This is a genomic window from Gordonia westfalica (genome assembly GCF_900105725.1).
Taxonomy (GTDB): Bacteria; Actinomycetota; Actinomycetes; order Mycobacteriales; family Mycobacteriaceae; genus Gordonia; species Gordonia westfalica.
The window spans coordinates 566,920-581,698 of the sequence record NZ_FNLM01000036.1 but is presented as its reverse complement, the minus strand read 5'-3'; the positions used below and the strand labels follow the sequence as shown (position 1 = coordinate 581,698).

Genomic DNA, 14,779 nt, shown 5'->3' with positions numbered 1-14,779 from the left:
GGCGGGTCAGCCGTGGAGTGTCTTGTTCATCCGGCCGACTGCTTCCTCGTACTCGCTGACGAGGTCGGCGATGAGGTCGGCGACCGGGGTGATCGCGTTGCAACGTCCGACGATCTGGCCGGCAGGCATCGCGACGACGTCGGGATTGTCGGCCGCCGAGATCCGTGCGTGCGCCTCGGCGACCAGCAGGTTCTGCAGTGGCATCGGCAGCGGGTCGGGAGCGTTCTCGGCGTCCCAGGCATCGGTCCAGGCGGTCTTCAGCAGCCGCGCCGGCTTGCCGGAGTAGATACGACGACGCACCGTGTCCCGCGACGTCGCCTTGAGTAGCGCCTGCTGCACGGTCGACGGCTGGTCCGAGCCCTCGGGTACGCCGAGTTTGTACTCGGCGGCGGTCAGCCAGTACGTGCCCATCCACACGCCCTGCGCACCGAGCGCGATGGCGGCGGCGATCTGACGCCCACTTCCGACGCCGCCGGCGGCGAGCACAGGTGCGGTGTCGCCGACCGCGTCGACGAGTTCGGGCCACAGGATCATCGAGGTGACCTCGCCGGTGTGGCCGCCTCCCTCGTAGCCCTGGGCGATGACGATGTCGACGCCGGCCTCGACGTGGTGCAGCGCATGATCTTTCGCGCCGGCCAGCGCCGCGACCAGCACGCCGTTGTCGTGGGAGGTCTGGATGACATCCGCCGGCGGCGAACCGAGTGCATTCGCGATCAGCTTGATCTGCCCGTACTTACGACGGTGCTCCATCGCGACGTCGACGTGTGAACGCGCCACCGAATGCAGCCAGCCCAGGACGCCCGCGTTGACGCGGTCCTCACCGGGCAATGGCGGAACACCGAGATCATCGAGGGTGCGCTCGACGAACGCCCGATGCTCCGGCGGGATCATCGAATCCAGGTCGACCTTGGAACCCTCGGTGGGGATCTTGGCCGGCATCACGATGTCGACGCCGAACGGCTTGCCGTCGGTGTTCTCGTGCATCCACTCGAGGACCTCGTCGAGCTCCTCGGCCTCGTTGAAACGCACGCAGCCGAGCACGCCGAGTCCACCGGCTCGGCTGATCGCCGCCGCGACGTCCTGACTGGGGGTGAAACCGAAGATCGGGTATTCGATGCCGAACTTGTCGGCCAGTTCGGTACGCATCTGCTCTTCTCGTTTCCGGCGCTACAGCGCCTCGTCGGCGGGTCGTTCGGCGGTGACCGCCGCCCCCCAGCGATAGTCGGGTTTACCTGCGGGCGACCGCTTGATCTCGTCGACGAACCAGACGCTGCGCGGGCACTTGTAGCCCGCCAGTTCCTTGCGCACCACGTCGTTGAGGCTCTCCAGGGTGGGGCGTGCTCCGTCGCGGCCCGCGATCACCGCGGCGACCCGCTGACCCCAGCGGTCGTCGGCGACGCCCACCACGACGGTGTCGAAGACGTCGGGATGTGCCTTGAGCGCACCCTCGACCTCTTCGGGGAAGACCTTCTCGCCGCCGGTGTTGATCGACACCGAGCCGCGGCCGAGCATGGTGATGCTGCCGTCTGCCTCGAGTACCGCGTTGTCGCCGGGCAGCGAATAGCGCACGCCGTCGAAGACCTTGAACGTCTTCGCCGACTTCTCCGGATCGTTGTGATAGCGCAGCGGCACATGCCCGGACCGCGCCAACACCCCGACCTCGCCGCTGCCCGGCTCCACCGGCGTACCGTCCTCGCGGAGAACGTGGGTCTCGCTGTCGGCGTTCACGCGCGGGCCACCGGTGTGCGGCGTGCCCTTCGCGACGATGCCCAGACCGCCGAAGCCGGTTTCCGACGAGCCGATCGCATCGACAATCACCGCGTTCGGGAATCGTTCCAGGAACTGCTCTTTCACGCTCGGCGAGAAGAGGCAGGCCGACGAGGCGATGGAGAGGACGCTCGACAGGTCGTACTCCTTGCCCTGCCCCAGCGCCTCGACCATGGGGCGCCCCATGGCATCTCCGGTGATGAACACGACGTTGACCTTGTGCCGTTCGACGATCTCCCAGGCCGACGAGCCGCTGAATTCGGGGTACACCACCGCTTTTCCGCCGGCGAACAGCGACTGGAAGATGGCCCACTGGGAGCCGCCGTGGATGAACGGCGGGATCGGGTACCGCACGAGCTGGCCGCCCTCGGCACCGGTCTTCGCCAGGTGCCACTCGTCGGGCACGGGTTCGCTGGTGTACCAGTCGATTCCGCCACCGAGGACCCGCCACACATCCTCTTGGCGCCAGACGACGCCCTTGGGTTTCCCGGTCGTGCCGCCGGTGTAGAGCATGTACAGGTCGTCGTTCGAGCGGTCCTCGAAATCGCGTTCCGCCGACGATCCGGCGATCGCGTCCTCGAACCGGATCGCGTCGCCGTGACCCTCACAGCACAGGTCTTCCGACGAGCCGTCCTCGATGGCGATGCGGTACTCGATCGCGGGCGATTTCGGTAACGTGTTGCACACTCGTCCCGCGAAGCGGCGCTCATGGATCAGCACCTTCAGCCCGGAGTCGGTGAAGATGTGTTCGAGCTCGGCCTCGACGTAACGGTAGTTGACGTTCACCATGACCGCCCGGGCCTTGAAGATGGCGATCATCGACTCGACCGACTCGATGGTGTTTCTGCTGTACAGGCCCACCCGATCGCCGGGCTGCACACCCAGCTCGCGGAGCTTGTGGGCGAGGGCATTGGACCGCGCCTCGAGTTCGGCATAGGTCCGGGAGCGGTCGCCGGATTCCAGGGCGACGCGCTCGGGAACAAGGTCGACGGCATGCTCGATGAGGTCGGCGATCGTATAGGCCATGGCTCAAAATTAGAACGTGTTACCGTTCTGGGCAAGTGCGGAATATGACCGGGAGACAGCGATGACCACAGCCACCCCCACCGAGTCCGTCACCGACAGGGCTCCCGAGTGCCTCGTCGAGAAGCGCGGGCACATCCTCATCGTCACGATGAACCGTCCGGAGGCGCGTAACGCGCTGTCCACCGAGATGATGCGGATCATGACCGAGGCCTGGGACCAGGTCGACTCCGATCCCGACATCCGGGTCGCGATCCTCACCGGCGCGGGCGGCTACTTCTGCGCGGGCGCCGACCTGAAGAGCATGAACAAGAAGGCCCCCGGCGACACCGTCGACTCCGGCGCCTGGAACCCCGCCTCGTTGCCGGCCCTGCTGAAGGGGCGTCGTCTCACCAAACCGCTCATCGCCGCGGTCGAGGGCCCGGCCATCGCCGGCGGCACCGAGATCCTGCAGGGCACCGACATCCGCATCGCCGGTGAGAGCGCGAAGTTCGGTGTCTCCGAAGCACGTTGGGGCCTGTACCCGATGGGCGGCAGCGCCGTGCGACTCGTTCGCCAGATCCCGTACACCGTCGCCTGCGACATCCTGCTCACCGGCCGTCACGTCACCGCGCGCGAAGCCCTCGAGTACGGCCTCATCGGGCACGTCGTCGACGACGGCAAAGCCCTCGACAAGGCGCTCGAACTCGCCGAGAAGATCGCCGCCAACGGCCCGCTCGCCGTCCAGGGCATCCTCAAGACCATCCGCGACACCGAGGGCCTGCACGAACTCGATGCCTTCGAGCTCGACGCCGAGATCGGCGTCGCGGTCTTCAAGTCGAAGGACGCCAAGGTCGGCCCCCGCGCGTTCGCCGAGAAGCGCACCCCGGAGTTCACCGGCGAGTGAGGGCCACCCACCACCGGTGAGAATCCACACCGCGCTCTTCGGCCCGCAGCAGGCGGCCGAACGCACCCACGCACTGCGAGACGTCGGGCTCGACGGGGTCTTCACCTTCGACGGTCCGCACGACGTCTTCAGTCCGCTGTTCGGCGCGGCCGGCGTCGCCGACGTCGCGCTGATGACCAACGTCGCCATCGCGTTTCCGCGCAATCCGATCACGCTCGCCCACCAGGCCAACGATCTGCAACTACTCAGCGGCGGCCGGTTCACCCTCGGCCTGGGCACCCAGATCCGCCCGCAGATCGAGAAGCGGTTCGGGGTTCCGTTCGAGCGTCCGGTCGACCGGATGGTCGAGTTCGTCTCCGCTTTGCGCGCGATCTTCGACTGCTGGCAGAACGGCACCCGCCTGGACTTCGACGGCGAGTTCTACCGCCATCGACTCATGACGCCGATGTTCAACCCGGGACCCAACCCGCACGGGGTGCCGCCCATCTTCGTCGGCGCGTTGGGGCCGCGCCTCACCCGCGCGGTCGCCGAACATGCCGACGGCCTGCTGGTGATGCCGTTCACCACCGACAGATTCGTTCGCGAATCGATCCTGCCGCGCGTCGACGCCGGACTCGCCGCGTCCGGGCGCACCCGTGCGGACTTCTCGGTGGTCCCGGAGATCATCGTGGCCACCGGCCGCACCGAGGAGGAGTTCGACACCTCCGTCGACGCGGCCCGGCGCCTGCTCTCGTTCTACGGTTCGACACCCGCCTATCGACCGGTGCTCGAGATGCACGGTTACGGCGACCTCCAGACCGAGCTGAACCTGTTGTCCAAGCAGGGCCGCTGGGCCGAGATGGTCGGGCTCGTCGACGACGATCTGCTCGAACTCATCGCCGCCCACGGCAGCCCCCGGGATGTCGCCGCGACGATCCGGGCACGGTCGCACGACATCGCCACGGATGTGGCCATCTACCAACCGTTTCCGCTCGCCGACGAGACGCTCGCGGAGATCATGGACAGCCTCTGACCCCGAGTCGCTACACCAGCGCCGCCAGCTGCCGGATCGTGTCGGTGTCGCGTGCGGTGACCATCAGCATGGTGACGCCCGCGGCCTCCCACTCCTTGATCTGCGCGCGGACCTCGTCGGCGGTACCCACGAGCATCGTCTCGCGGACCATCTCGTCGGGCACAGCGGCCATCGCCTCGGCCTTCTTGCCGCTCAGGAACAGGCCGACGATCTCGTCGACCGCGTCGCCGTATCCCATCCGCTTGTAGAGCTCGGCGTGAAAGTTCTTCTCCTTGGCGCCCATCCCGCCGACGTACAGCGCGGTCGACGGCCGGTACCGTTCGATCGCCGACGCCACGTCGTCGGTGATGACGACCTGCACGGTGGCGGCGACCTCGAAGTCCTCACGACTTCGACGAGCACCCGGCCGGGCGAATCCCTCGTCGAGCCAGGAGTTGTACTGGTCGGCGAGTCCGAGGCTGAAGAAGATGGCGAGCCAGCCGTCGGCGATCTCGGCGGTCTGCGCGACGTTCTTCGGCCCCTCGGCACCCAGCCAGATCGGGAGGTCGGCGCGCAGCGGATGCGTGATCGGCTTGAGCGGTTTGCCGAGTCCGGTGGCGCCGGGTCCATCGGCCGGATACGGCAGCGGATAGTGCGGCCCGTCGTTCGTGACCTTGTCGGCGCGGGCGAGTACGTCACGCACCACCTGAACGTATTCGCGGGTGCGCGCCAACGGTTTTGCGAACGGTTCGCCGTACCACCCCTCCACCACCTGCGGACCGGAGACACCGAGTCCGACGATGTGCCGGCCGCTCGACAGGTGATCGAGGGTGAGCGCGTGCATCGCCAGCGACGTCGGCGGCCGCGCCGACAACTGGGCCACCGCGGTACCCAATCGGATGCGCGAGGTCGCCGCACCCCACCACGCGAGCGGCGTATACGCGTCGGACCCCCAGGACTCCGCGGTGAACACCGCGTCGAACCCGCATTCCTCGGCCACCGCGATCAACTCCGGCGCGTTCGGGATCGGATCGGCACCCCAATATCCGAGTTGCAGACCGAGCTTCATCGCACTCCCCTCTCGCCGGGCCACGGAGATTCCCACGGCCTGACATGCGTCTTGTTTCCAATACTAGAACGTGTTCTACTCGAGATGTGAGCATGAGCGTAACGTCTCCGGCCGCCGGCAGTCCCACTGCCGAGGTGCCCGAGCCGAAGTCCCCGATCCTGACCGCTCCCCTGATCAACTCCTTCGACTACACACGGTCGCTGGGTCCGGTGCTGAGCCAGTTCGCGCTCGCACTGCGCGACGGCCGCATCGTCGGGTCGAAGGGCAGCGACGGCAAGGTCTCCGTGCCGCCCGTCGAGTTCGATCCCGTCACCGGCAAGCAGTCGACGGAGATCGTGGAGGTCTCGAGCGTCGGCACCGTCACCAGCTGGACATGGCACGACGATCCCGTCCCCGGACAGCCGCTCGACAAGCCCTTCGCGTGGGCCCTGATCAAACTCGACGGCGCGGACACCGCACTGCTGCACGCGGTTTCGGTGGACTCCGCGTCGGACATCTCGACCGGCCAGCGGGTGCACGCGGTCTTCTCCGCCGCCCGGATCGGCCGGATCGACGACATCGCGTACTTCGCACCCGGCGAGAGCCCCCAGGCCGCGCCGGAGAACACCGCCGACGCCCCCAAAGGCGCCGAGGACGGGCTCGTCGTCATCCCTACACCCGTCACGACCGAGATCACGCACTCCGCCAACGAGGAGGAGTCCGTCTACCTCGAGGGCCTCAAGGCGGGCAAGCTGATCGGAACCCGGATCGGTTCGGGAGTCGATGCCGGCCGCGTCTACTTCCCGCCCCGCGGGGTGAGTCCCGCCGACGGGTCACGGGCCGTCGAGCGCGTCGAACTCGCGCACACCGGCATCGTGACGACGTTCTGCATCGTCAACGTGCCGTTCCAGGGACAGCGGATCAAGCCGCCCTACGTCGCCGCATATGTGTTGCTCGACGGTGCGGACATCCCCTTCCTGCACCTGATCCTCGACTGCGAGGCCGCCGATGTCCGAATGGGCATGCGCGTCAAGGCCGTCTGGCTGCCCGAGGACGAGTGGGAACACTCGATCGGCAACATCAGCCACTTCGCACCCACCGGCGAACCCGATGCCGAGTACGAGACCTACCGAGCCCACCTGTGACGAAGGACCACCTCTGATGACACTGCCACCGATCGCGATCATCGGGTTCGCCCACAGCCCCAACGTCGTCGGCACCCACGGCACCACCAATGGCGTCGAGATGCTCATCCCGTGCTTCGACAAGCTCTACGCCGAACTCGGCATCGCCCGCACCGACATCGAGTTCTGGTGCAGCGGATCGTCGGATTATCTTGCCGGACGGGCCTTCTCGTTCATCTCGGCGATCGACTCGATCGGCGCGATGCCGCCGATCAACGAGTCCCACGTCGAGATGGACGGCGCCTGGGCGCTCTATGAGGCCTGGGTGAAGATCGCCACCGGCGAGGTCGACCTGGCGCTCGCCTACGGCTTCGGCAAGGCCTCCGCAGGCAACACCGACCAGACCCTCGCACTGCAGACCGACCCGTACACGGTCGCACCGCTGCGTCCCGACGCCCGGTCGCTCGCCGCTCTCCAGGCGCGGGCCGGCATCGACGCCGGGACCTGGACCGAGGCCGACATGGCCGCCATCGGCGCCCGTACGTCCGGCGGTTCCGTCGACGACCTGCTGGCGAGCGACTACGTCGCGAATCCCCTGCGCCGCCACGACATCGCGCCCTACACCGACGCCGCAGCGGCGGTCGTCATCGCCAGCGAACGCAAAGCCCGTGAACTGGTGGCCAATCCGGCGTTCGTCACCGGCTGGGACCATCGGATCGACACCCCGAACTTCGGGGCACGGGACCTCACCGTCTCGCCGTCGACCAAGCTCGCCGGCGACACCGCGTTCGGCGACGGCAGCCGCGCGGTGGACGTCGCCGAGATCCACGCGGCGTACTCGCACCAGGAGATCATCGTCCGCAACGCTCTGGGTCTCCCGGATTCGGTGCGGATCAATCCCTCGGGCGGCGCGCTGGCCGGCAACTCGCTGTTCTCCGCGGGGCTGCAGCGTATCGGCTATGCGGCACACGAGATCCTCGCCGGCAACGCCGGAAGCGCCGTCGCCCATGCGTCGAGCGGTCCGCTGCTGCAGCAGAACATGGTGGTCACCCTGAGCGACCAGAAAAACTCCGGAGGCGGGAACTGATGGGACACAAGAACCGTGCGGCCGTCCTCGGTACAGGCCAGACCCGCTATGTCGCAAAACGATCCGATGTCACGATGGCCGGCATGGTCCGCGAGGCCATCGACGCCGCGCTGATCGACTCCAAGGTCTCCCTCGACGACATCGACGCGATCGTCATCGGCAAGGCCCCCGACCTCTTCGAGGGCTCGATGATGCCCGAACTGGCGATGGCCGAGGCCATCGGCGCGGTCGGCAAGCGCCTGATCCGCGTGCACACCGCCGGCTCGGTCGGCGGCTCGACGGCGAACGTCGCCGCATCCCTGGTCTTCGCCGGGGTCCACAAGCGCGTCCTCGCCGTCGCCTGGGAGAAGCAGTCCGAGTCCAACGCCATGTGGGCACTGTCGATCCCGGTGCCGTTCACCAAACCGGTCGGCGCCGGTGCGGGCGGCTTCTTCGCACCGCACGTGCGCGCGTACATCCGCCAGTCGGGTGCCCCCGAGCACATCGGCGCCATGGTCGCGGCCAAGGACCGCCGCAACGGTGCACTCAATCCCCTTGCACACCTTCATCAGCCGGATCAGAGCGTCGAGAAGGTCATGAGCTCGCAGATGCTCTGGGACCCCATCCGCTACGACGAGACGTGCCCGTCGTCGGACGGCGCATGTGCCGTGGTCATCGGCGATGAGCAGGTCGCCGATGACCAGGTCGCCGCCGGCCACCCGGTCGCCTGGATTCACGCCACCGCGATGCGCACCGAGCCGCTGTCGTATGCACATCGCAACGTGGTCAGCCCGCAGGCCGGCCGGGATGCCGCTGCCGCCCTGTGGAAGTCGGGCGGGATCAGCAATCCGCTCGAGGAGATCGACGTCGCCGAGATCTATGTGCCGTTCTCCTGGTTCGAACCGATGTGGCTGGAGAACCTCGGGTTCGCCGCCGAGGGCGAGGGCTGGAAGCTGACCGAGTCCGGCGACACCGAGATCGGTGGCCGCATCCCGCTCAACGCCTCGGGCGGCGTGCTGTCGTCGAATCCGATCGGCGCGTCGGGCATGATCCGCTTCGCCGAAGCCGCGATCCAGGTCATGGGCAAGGCCGGCGACCACCAGGTCGACGGCGCCCGCAAGGCACTGGGTCACGCCTACGGCGGTGGCTCACAGTACTTCTCGATGTGGCTCGTCGGAGCCGACAAACCGCTCCACTGACCGGTTTTCGTAGCATTCATGCGCGCCATGAGCGCATGAATGCTACGAAACGCGTTCGGGCAGAGCGCAGGCCGCGCCGTCGGACATCCCGGTCGGACGGACACCCAGAGACTGGTTGAGGCGTGCCCGCTGGTTCTCCCAGGCGACGGTCATCGCGAGTTCGACGATCTGCGTGTCGGTCAGATGCTCGGAGAGTCGTCGACGCAGGTCGGCGAGGTCATCACCCACCGCCGGGGTCCGGGTCATCGCTTCGGCGAACGCGATGACGAGTTTCTCGACCTCGCTGTATGCCGCCGAGTCCTGATACCGCGGCAGGTCGCGGATCTGCTGTTCGGTGACGCCGGAGCTCGTCGCCAGTGCCGAACCGATGTCGAGGCAGAACTCGCAACTCACCAGGCCCGCCGTCTTGAGTTCGGCGAGGTCTTTGAGCTTCGGGTCCACCTTGTTCGACAGCAGCATCGCGGTCTCCACCCCGACCGTCGCCCCGGCGAGCAGCGGACGTCGTCCGATCTGCCGGATGAGGTCGGTGCGATGACGTTTCGCCTGTCCGAACGCACGGACGAAGTGTCGGATTCGATGTAGTGCTCCCATACCCGTCCTTCCCGTTGACGCGGGCGGCTGTAACGCCATGCGATCAAGTATGTGACGAGCAGCACAATGGCCGCCAGTCCGACCGACCCGTGCGCGACGGCTCCCCACGCGAAGACCCCGAGCTCGTGCACGCCCCGGCCGCCCATGACCAGTCCGAGCGGGACCCCGACGATGACCGCGACCGGCAACCACCTGCGTCGCGTCGACGCCACGGCGATCGCGGCCCCGATCGCCATGAACGCCAGCCCGCCGTCGATCATCGCGTGCTGGTTGTACGGCTCACCGAGCGAGGTCGAGATCCATTCGCCGGCAACCATGTTGACCACGCCGTGGACGACGAGGACGAGTCCGAGCACCGCCGCCGCGACCTGCGCGATCGACCACCTCCACCGACCGGCCGCACGCGGCCCCGACTCTGCGACCCGCCGTTCGACGGCGGCATAGGTCGACACGGACGGCTCCCGCCGGAACGCGTTGGCCATCACCACCAGGTCGGGGTCCACCGATCCCGGTCGGTCGGAACCGGCCAGAACTGCGGCGATGTCGTCGTCGAGACGTTCGGCGGCCGCGATCTCCGCGGGATCGAAGGGCGGCTCGGCGTCGTACGGATCGTGCCTCGTCACTGCGGCATCACCTCCCTGAGCTTCGCCACGCCCCGGTAGACGAGCATCCGGGCAGCGGTTGCCGAGATACCCATGGCCGACCCGATCTCCTCGGAGGTCAGTTCGGTGGCGAATCGCAGCGTGACCGCCTCGCGTTCGCGTGCGGTGAGCACCCACAGCCGGCTGCGGACATCGTCGACGTCCGCAGCCCGCAGCATCGCCGTCTCCGGATCATCCGCCACCTGCCCGGGACCGTCGGCGCCGACGTTCACCTCCGCGACCGGTACCTCCCGCACATTGCGCGCCCACCAGTCCGCGACGACGTGCCGGGCGATCCCGATCAGCCACGAACCCACGGAGCCGCGGCGGTCGTCGAAGCCGTTCCAGGACCGGATCGCCTTGGCGAACACCTCCGCGGTCACGTCGTCGGCGTCCGCGTTTCCGGGCACGCGTGTTCGCACGTAGCGCCACACCCCCGCAACGTGTTCGCGGTACACCGCGTCGAACTGACCGATCGCGCCGGACTCCGAGTCCTCACACCTTTCGTGTCGCCGTCCCCTGACACATCTTCCGGTATGACGCGCCGGCCGTAACGTCCGATCCGGAGAAAACACCGCGGGCGGGACAGATGGAGTTCATCTGTCCCGCCCGCGGCGGTTCGTATGCGTCGGTCAGGCCTTGCGCACCGAGTTGATCGTCTTCTCGACCTCCCAGTAGGCCCGCAGTGCCGAGAGCCGGCCCTCACGGTCGGCCTGATAGGTGAACACCCCGCGCGCCTCGGAGACGTGACCTGCGATGTGGGTGACGATGCTGCCGATGTAGGCGACCTCGTTCCCGCAGATGATCTCCTCGTCGAAGCGGAACTCGATGCTCTCCGTGGCCCCTATCGACTTGTCCCAGAACTCCGAGATGCGGTCGTATCCGCGGAATCCGACACCCTCCGGGTCGAACATCGAGGGACCGACCGGGTCCTGGACGATGGCATCCGGCGCGAAGTTGTCGATCCACGCCTGCTTGTCGCGGGACTCCACGAACTCCCGGGAACGACGACCCGCCACGACCGCGGGATGGTTCTCGCGATCGATGTCCAGATAGGCCGGCTTCGGGTCGGTAGCGGTCACTTCGTTCCGTAGTCGACGCGGAGTTCCTTGACGCCGTTGATCCACCCGTGGCGGAGACGACGCGGCGCGGCGACCTTGGTGATGTCCGGGACGAGATCGGCCAGCGCGTTGAACATCAGGTTGATCTCCATGCGCGCCAGGTTGGCGCCGACGCAGAAGTGCGCGCCGTTGCCGCCGAAGCCGACGTGCGGGTTCGGGTCCCGGAGGATGTTGAACGAGAACGGATCGTCGAACACGTCCTCGTCGTAGTTGGCCGAGCCGTAGAACATGCCGACGCGCTCGCCCATCTTGATGTCGATGCCGCCGACCTGGGTGTCACGCTTGGCCGTCCGCTGGAAGCAGTTGACCGGGGTCGCCCAGCGGACGATCTCGTCGACCGCGGTCGCCGGGCGTTCCTTCTTGAACAGTTCCCACTGGTCGGGGTTGTCCAAGAAGGCGTTCATGCCGTGGCTGATGGCATTTCGCGTGGTCTCGTTGCCGGCGACGGTCAGCAGGATGAAGAAGAAACCGAACTCGGTCTCGTCGAGCGACTGCCCGTCGATGTCGGCGTTCACGAGCTTGGTGACGATGTCCTCGCCCGGGTTGCGGCGCTTCTCCTCGGCCATCGTGTAGCCGTAGCCCAGGATCTCGGCGTTCGCCTGCTGAGGATCGGTGGTGTAATCCGGGTCGTCGGCGTTCATCATCGAGTTCGACCAGTCGAACAGCTTCTCGCGATCCTGCTCCGGGACACCCAGGAGGTCGGCGATGGCCAGCAGCGGCAGGTCCACGGCGACGTCCTTGACGAAGTCGCCGGTGCCCTTCTCCAAAGCGCGCGTGACGATCTCCCGAGCGGCGTCGTCGAGCTTCTCCTCCAGGGAGTGCACCGCACGAGGCGTGAACAGCTTGGAGACCAGCTTGCGCAGACGGGTGTGCTCCGGCGGATCGTGGTTGATCAGCAGAGCCTTGGTGATCTCGATCTGCTCGGCGGTCATCTCGTCGTCGAAACGCATGATCACGCCATTGGCGTTGGTCTCCCAATCATCGTTGTTCTTGGAGATCTCGCGGACGTGGGCGTGCTTGGAGATCACCCAGTAGCCGCCGTCGTGGAAACCACCGCCCTTGCCGGGCGCCTGGGCATTCCACCAGACCGGCGCGGTCTTGCGGAGCTGGGCGAACTCGTCCACCGGAATTCCCTGCTCGAGCAGATCCGGGTTGGTGAAGTCCCAACCCTCCTGCTCCATGAACGAACACTTTCCGACGACGCCGGAAGGGCTCGTGTGCGCAGAATCCGCCGTGGCCGGCTCGCTGCCGATCGGGGCACTCTGGGCCTGGGTCACGTCACACCACCTCGCTGGAGATTTAGAACCTGTTTCAATCTCATTAGACCACATTGTGACACACGCGACAGCCCCCGATGAGAACTTGTTCTAGTTTCCGATCCAGACATGCGCCCCACCTGCAGAGTTCGACCTCCGAGGACGTAACATCCAGTACGCCCCAGAGGGTGTCGGAAGTCCGGCGGGACACACCTGGAAGCGACCGCCACCAGCCTCCGAACACTCGCCATGGACGCAAACATAGAACATGTTCTAGCTTGAATGCACGGCCTCGACACCTCCGTCGAAGTGCCGTCGACCCGCAGACGACGGACGAGTTCCGCCGGGTGAACGAAGGAGTGGAGATGGGCGTTCCGGTCATCGTGGAAGCAGCACGCACGCCGATCGGCAAGCGCGCCGGGTGGTTGTCGGGCCTCCATGCAGAGGAGTTGCTGGGCATCACGCAGCGCGGTCTCATCGAGAAGGCCGGGATCGATCCGGCACTCGTCGAGCAGGTCATCGGCGGCTGCGTCACGCAGGCCGGCTCGCAGGCGGGCAACGTGACCCGCAAGGCCTGGCTGTCGGCCGGGCTCCCGGAACACACCGGCGCCACGACGATCGACGCCCAGTGCGGTTCGGCCCAGCAGGCCAACCACCTCATCGCCGGCCTCATCGCCTCGGATGCCATCGAGGTCGGCATCGCCTGCGGCGTGGAGACGATGACCGCTGTGCCTCTCGGCGCCAACGTCGGCACCAATGCCGGTCCGTACCACGCGGACTCGTGGAACGTGGACCTGCCGAATCAGTTCGAGGCTGCCGAGCGGATCGCGAAGCGCCGCGGGATCACCCGCGCCGACGTCGACGCGCTCGGCGAACGCAGTCAGCGCCTCGCCCGCCAGGCCTGGGACGAGTGGCGTTTCGACCGTGAACTCCTCACCTTCAAGGCGCCCGAGCGAACCAAGGAGGGCGAACTGACCGGCAACATCATCGACGTCAACCGCGACCAGGGACTGCGCGAGACCACCCTCGAATCACTCGGCGCACTCAAGCCCGTCATCGAGGGCGGCATCCACACCGCCGGCACGTCGTCGCAGATCTCCGACGGCGCCGCAGCCGTCCTGATCATGGACGAGGCCAAGGCCCGTGCCCTCGGCCTGACGCCGCGCGCCCGCATCAAGGCACAGGCGCTCGTCGGGTCGGAGCCGCACTTCCACCTCGACGGCCCCGTCCAGGCGACCGAGCGGGTCCTGGCGAAGTCGGGAATGTCGTTGTCGGACATCGACATCGTCGAGATCAACGAGGCCTTTGCGTCCGTGGTGCTCAGCTGGGCCCAGGTCCACCAGGCCGACATGGATCGCGTCAACGTCAACGGCGGCGCCATCGCGCTCGGACATCCCGTGGGCAGCACCGGTTCTCGCCTGATCACCACCGCACTGCACGAGCTCGAGCGCCGCGACGGTCAGACCGCGCTCGTCACGATGTGTGCAGGCGGCGCGATGGCCACCGGCACCATCCTCGAGCGGATCTGAGCAGAGGGATGCCCCTCCTCGATCCGGACAAGAAGCCGGCACAGCTCGATTCGCCCGTCGTCAGCACGATCATCAAGGTCGGGTCGCGGCTGAACACCCGGCTGTACAAGGCGACCGGTGGTCGGCTCGGCGGCACGTGGCGCGTCGGCGCGGGACTCAAGAAGCCCGCGCCGGTGTGCCTGCTGACCACCATCGGCCGCAAGTCGGGCGAGCCCCGAACGGTACCCCTGGTCTACCTCCGACGCGGTGACCGGTTCGTCGTCGTCGCCTCCCAGGGCGGTTCGGCGAAACACCCTGCGTGGTACCTCAATCTGCGCGACAACCCGAGCGTCACCATTCAACTCGGCAAGGAGAGGTTCGACCACGTGGCGCGCACCGCCACCGACGCCGAGCGGACGGAGCTGTGGCCGGAACTGGTCAAGGTCTACGCGGACTTCGACACCTACGTCGCCTGGACGGACCGCACGATCCCGGTCGTCATCTGCGAGCCGGCGGCCTGAAGGCACCAAGAGCGAGGAGCGTCAGCGACGCCACCCT

At 67.2% G+C, this 14,779-nt stretch carries 15 protein-coding genes; 8 read left to right on the top strand and 7 right to left on the bottom strand.

Features of this window, described 5'->3' with window-relative positions; all coding sequences use genetic code 11:
- Positions 1-6 precede the first annotated feature (6 nt).
- Positions 7-1,146: an NAD(P)H-dependent flavin oxidoreductase gene (locus tag BLU62_RS29015; RefSeq protein WP_074853957.1), complete on the bottom strand. Its 1,140-nt coding sequence runs from the start codon at positions 1,144-1,146 to the stop codon at positions 7-9.
- Positions 1,147-1,167: 21 nt separating this feature from the next.
- Positions 1,168-2,793 carry an acyl-CoA synthetase gene (locus tag BLU62_RS29010; protein WP_074853956.1) on the bottom strand — a complete coding sequence of 542 codons (1,626 nt, stop codon included), beginning with the start codon at positions 2,791-2,793 and terminating at the stop codon, positions 1,168-1,170.
- Positions 2,794-2,854: 61 nt separating this feature from the next.
- Here BLU62_RS29010 and BLU62_RS29005 point away from each other — a divergent pair, with 61 nt between their 5' ends.
- Both BLU62_RS29005 and BLU62_RS29000 read left to right on the top strand, forming a co-directional pair.
- Positions 2,855-3,676: a crotonase/enoyl-CoA hydratase family protein gene (locus BLU62_RS29005; RefSeq protein WP_074853955.1), complete on the top strand. Its 822-nt coding sequence runs from the start codon at positions 2,855-2,857 to the stop codon at positions 3,674-3,676.
- A gap of 16 nt (positions 3,677-3,692) precedes the next feature.
- Positions 3,693-4,688 (top strand): TIGR03617 family F420-dependent LLM class oxidoreductase, encoded by a 996-nt coding sequence (locus tag BLU62_RS29000; protein WP_074853954.1) that lies wholly within the window; start codon positions 3,693-3,695, stop codon positions 4,686-4,688.
- Between the two features lie 10 nt (positions 4,689-4,698).
- On the opposite strand, the gene BLU62_RS28995 is transcribed toward BLU62_RS29000, so the two are convergent.
- The gene (locus BLU62_RS28995) at positions 4,699-5,736 is read right to left on the bottom strand and encodes an LLM class F420-dependent oxidoreductase (RefSeq protein ID WP_074853953.1); all 1,038 of its coding nucleotides are present in this window, start codon (positions 5,734-5,736) and stop codon (positions 4,699-4,701) included.
- Positions 5,737-5,828: 92 nt separating this feature from the next.
- Between BLU62_RS28995 and BLU62_RS28990 the strand changes: the two genes are divergently transcribed.
- The 3 genes from BLU62_RS28990 to BLU62_RS28980 are packed head-to-tail and all read left to right on the top strand — an operon-like array spanning position 5,829 to position 9,104.
- Positions 5,829-6,860 (top strand): Zn-ribbon domain-containing OB-fold protein, encoded by a 1,032-nt coding sequence (locus BLU62_RS28990; protein WP_074853952.1) that lies wholly within the window; start codon positions 5,829-5,831, stop codon positions 6,858-6,860.
- Positions 6,861-6,876: 16 nt separating this feature from the next.
- Positions 6,877-7,926 carry a thiolase domain-containing protein gene (locus BLU62_RS28985; protein ID WP_074853951.1) on the top strand — a complete coding sequence of 350 codons (1,050 nt, stop codon included), beginning with the start codon at positions 6,877-6,879 and terminating at the stop codon, positions 7,924-7,926.
- Entirely contained in the window at positions 7,926-9,104 is a 1,179-nt protein-coding gene (locus BLU62_RS28980; RefSeq protein ID WP_074853950.1) for a thiolase domain-containing protein, read from the top strand. Before BLU62_RS28985 ends, BLU62_RS28980 begins: the two co-directional genes overlap by 1 nt.
- A 42-nt stretch (positions 9,105-9,146) precedes the next feature.
- Here BLU62_RS28980 and BLU62_RS28975 read toward each other — a convergent pair whose 3' ends face one another.
- Complete coding sequence (locus BLU62_RS28975; protein WP_074853949.1) at positions 9,147-9,695, bottom strand: carboxymuconolactone decarboxylase family protein; 549 nt, start codon at positions 9,693-9,695, stop codon at positions 9,147-9,149.
- Positions 9,696-9,839: 144 nt separating this feature from the next.
- On the opposite strand from BLU62_RS28975, the gene BLU62_RS35130 reads away from it, so the two are divergent.
- Positions 9,840-10,139: a hypothetical protein gene (locus tag BLU62_RS35130; RefSeq protein WP_483099067.1), complete on the top strand. Its 300-nt coding sequence runs from the start codon at positions 9,840-9,842 to the stop codon at positions 10,137-10,139.
- A 175-nt stretch (positions 10,140-10,314) separates the two neighbouring features.
- Here the strand turns inward: BLU62_RS35130 and BLU62_RS28965 are convergent, their stop codons facing one another.
- The 3 genes from BLU62_RS28965 to BLU62_RS28955 all read right to left on the bottom strand — a co-directional run bounded on the left by BLU62_RS28965 (position 10,315) and on the right by BLU62_RS28955 (position 12,734).
- The gene (locus BLU62_RS28965; protein ID WP_074853948.1) at positions 10,315-10,794 is read right to left on the bottom strand and encodes an RNA polymerase sigma factor; all 480 of its coding nucleotides are present in this window, start codon (positions 10,792-10,794) and stop codon (positions 10,315-10,317) included.
- 174 nt (positions 10,795-10,968) lie between these two features.
- Complete coding sequence (locus BLU62_RS28960; protein ID WP_074853947.1) at positions 10,969-11,418, bottom strand: nuclear transport factor 2 family protein; 450 nt, start codon at positions 11,416-11,418, stop codon at positions 10,969-10,971.
- Complete coding sequence (locus tag BLU62_RS28955; protein WP_074853946.1) at positions 11,415-12,734, bottom strand: cytochrome P450; 1,320 nt, start codon at positions 12,732-12,734, stop codon at positions 11,415-11,417. Before BLU62_RS28955 ends, BLU62_RS28960 begins: the two co-directional genes overlap by 4 nt.
- Before the next feature lie 344 nt (positions 12,735-13,078).
- Here BLU62_RS28955 and BLU62_RS28950 point away from each other — a divergent pair, with 344 nt between their 5' ends.
- Positions 13,079-14,242: a steroid 3-ketoacyl-CoA thiolase gene (locus BLU62_RS28950; protein WP_074854313.1), complete on the top strand. Its 1,164-nt coding sequence runs from the start codon at positions 13,079-13,081 to the stop codon at positions 14,240-14,242.
- A gap of 8 nt (positions 14,243-14,250) precedes the next feature.
- Positions 14,251-14,742: a nitroreductase family deazaflavin-dependent oxidoreductase gene (locus tag BLU62_RS28945; RefSeq protein ID WP_074853945.1), complete on the top strand. Its 492-nt coding sequence runs from the start codon at positions 14,251-14,253 to the stop codon at positions 14,740-14,742.
- Positions 14,743-14,779: the final 37 nt, after the last annotated feature.

Excerpts from the sequence above, each read along its gene's own strand:
- BLU62_RS29015 (WP_074853957.1), bottom strand. The coding sequence starts at position 1,146 with ATGCGTACCGAACTGGCCGACAAGTTCGGCATCGAATACCCGATCTTC.
- BLU62_RS29010 (WP_074853956.1), bottom strand. The coding sequence starts at position 2,793 with ATGGCCTATACGATCGCCGACCTCATCGAGCATGCCGTCGACCTTGTT.
- BLU62_RS29005 (WP_074853955.1), top strand. The coding sequence starts at position 2,855 with ATGACCACAGCCACCCCCACCGAGTCCGTCACCGACAGGGCTCCCGAG.
- BLU62_RS28995 (WP_074853953.1), bottom strand. The coding sequence starts at position 5,736 with ATGAAGCTCGGTCTGCAACTCGGATATTGGGGTGCCGATCCGATCCCG.
- BLU62_RS28990 (WP_074853952.1), top strand. The coding sequence starts at position 5,829 with ATGAGCGTAACGTCTCCGGCCGCCGGCAGTCCCACTGCCGAGGTGCCC.
- BLU62_RS28985 (WP_074853951.1), top strand. The coding sequence starts at position 6,877 with ATGACACTGCCACCGATCGCGATCATCGGGTTCGCCCACAGCCCCAAC.
- BLU62_RS28980 (WP_074853950.1), top strand. The coding sequence starts at position 7,926 with ATGGGACACAAGAACCGTGCGGCCGTCCTCGGTACAGGCCAGACCCGC.
- BLU62_RS28975 (WP_074853949.1), bottom strand. The coding sequence starts at position 9,695 with ATGGGAGCACTACATCGAATCCGACACTTCGTCCGTGCGTTCGGACAG.
- BLU62_RS35130 (WP_483099067.1), top strand. The coding sequence starts at position 9,840 with ATGACCAGTCCGAGCGGGACCCCGACGATGACCGCGACCGGCAACCAC.
- BLU62_RS28950 (WP_074854313.1), top strand. The coding sequence starts at position 13,079 with ATGGGCGTTCCGGTCATCGTGGAAGCAGCACGCACGCCGATCGGCAAG.
- BLU62_RS28945 (WP_074853945.1), top strand. The coding sequence starts at position 14,251 with ATGCCCCTCCTCGATCCGGACAAGAAGCCGGCACAGCTCGATTCGCCC.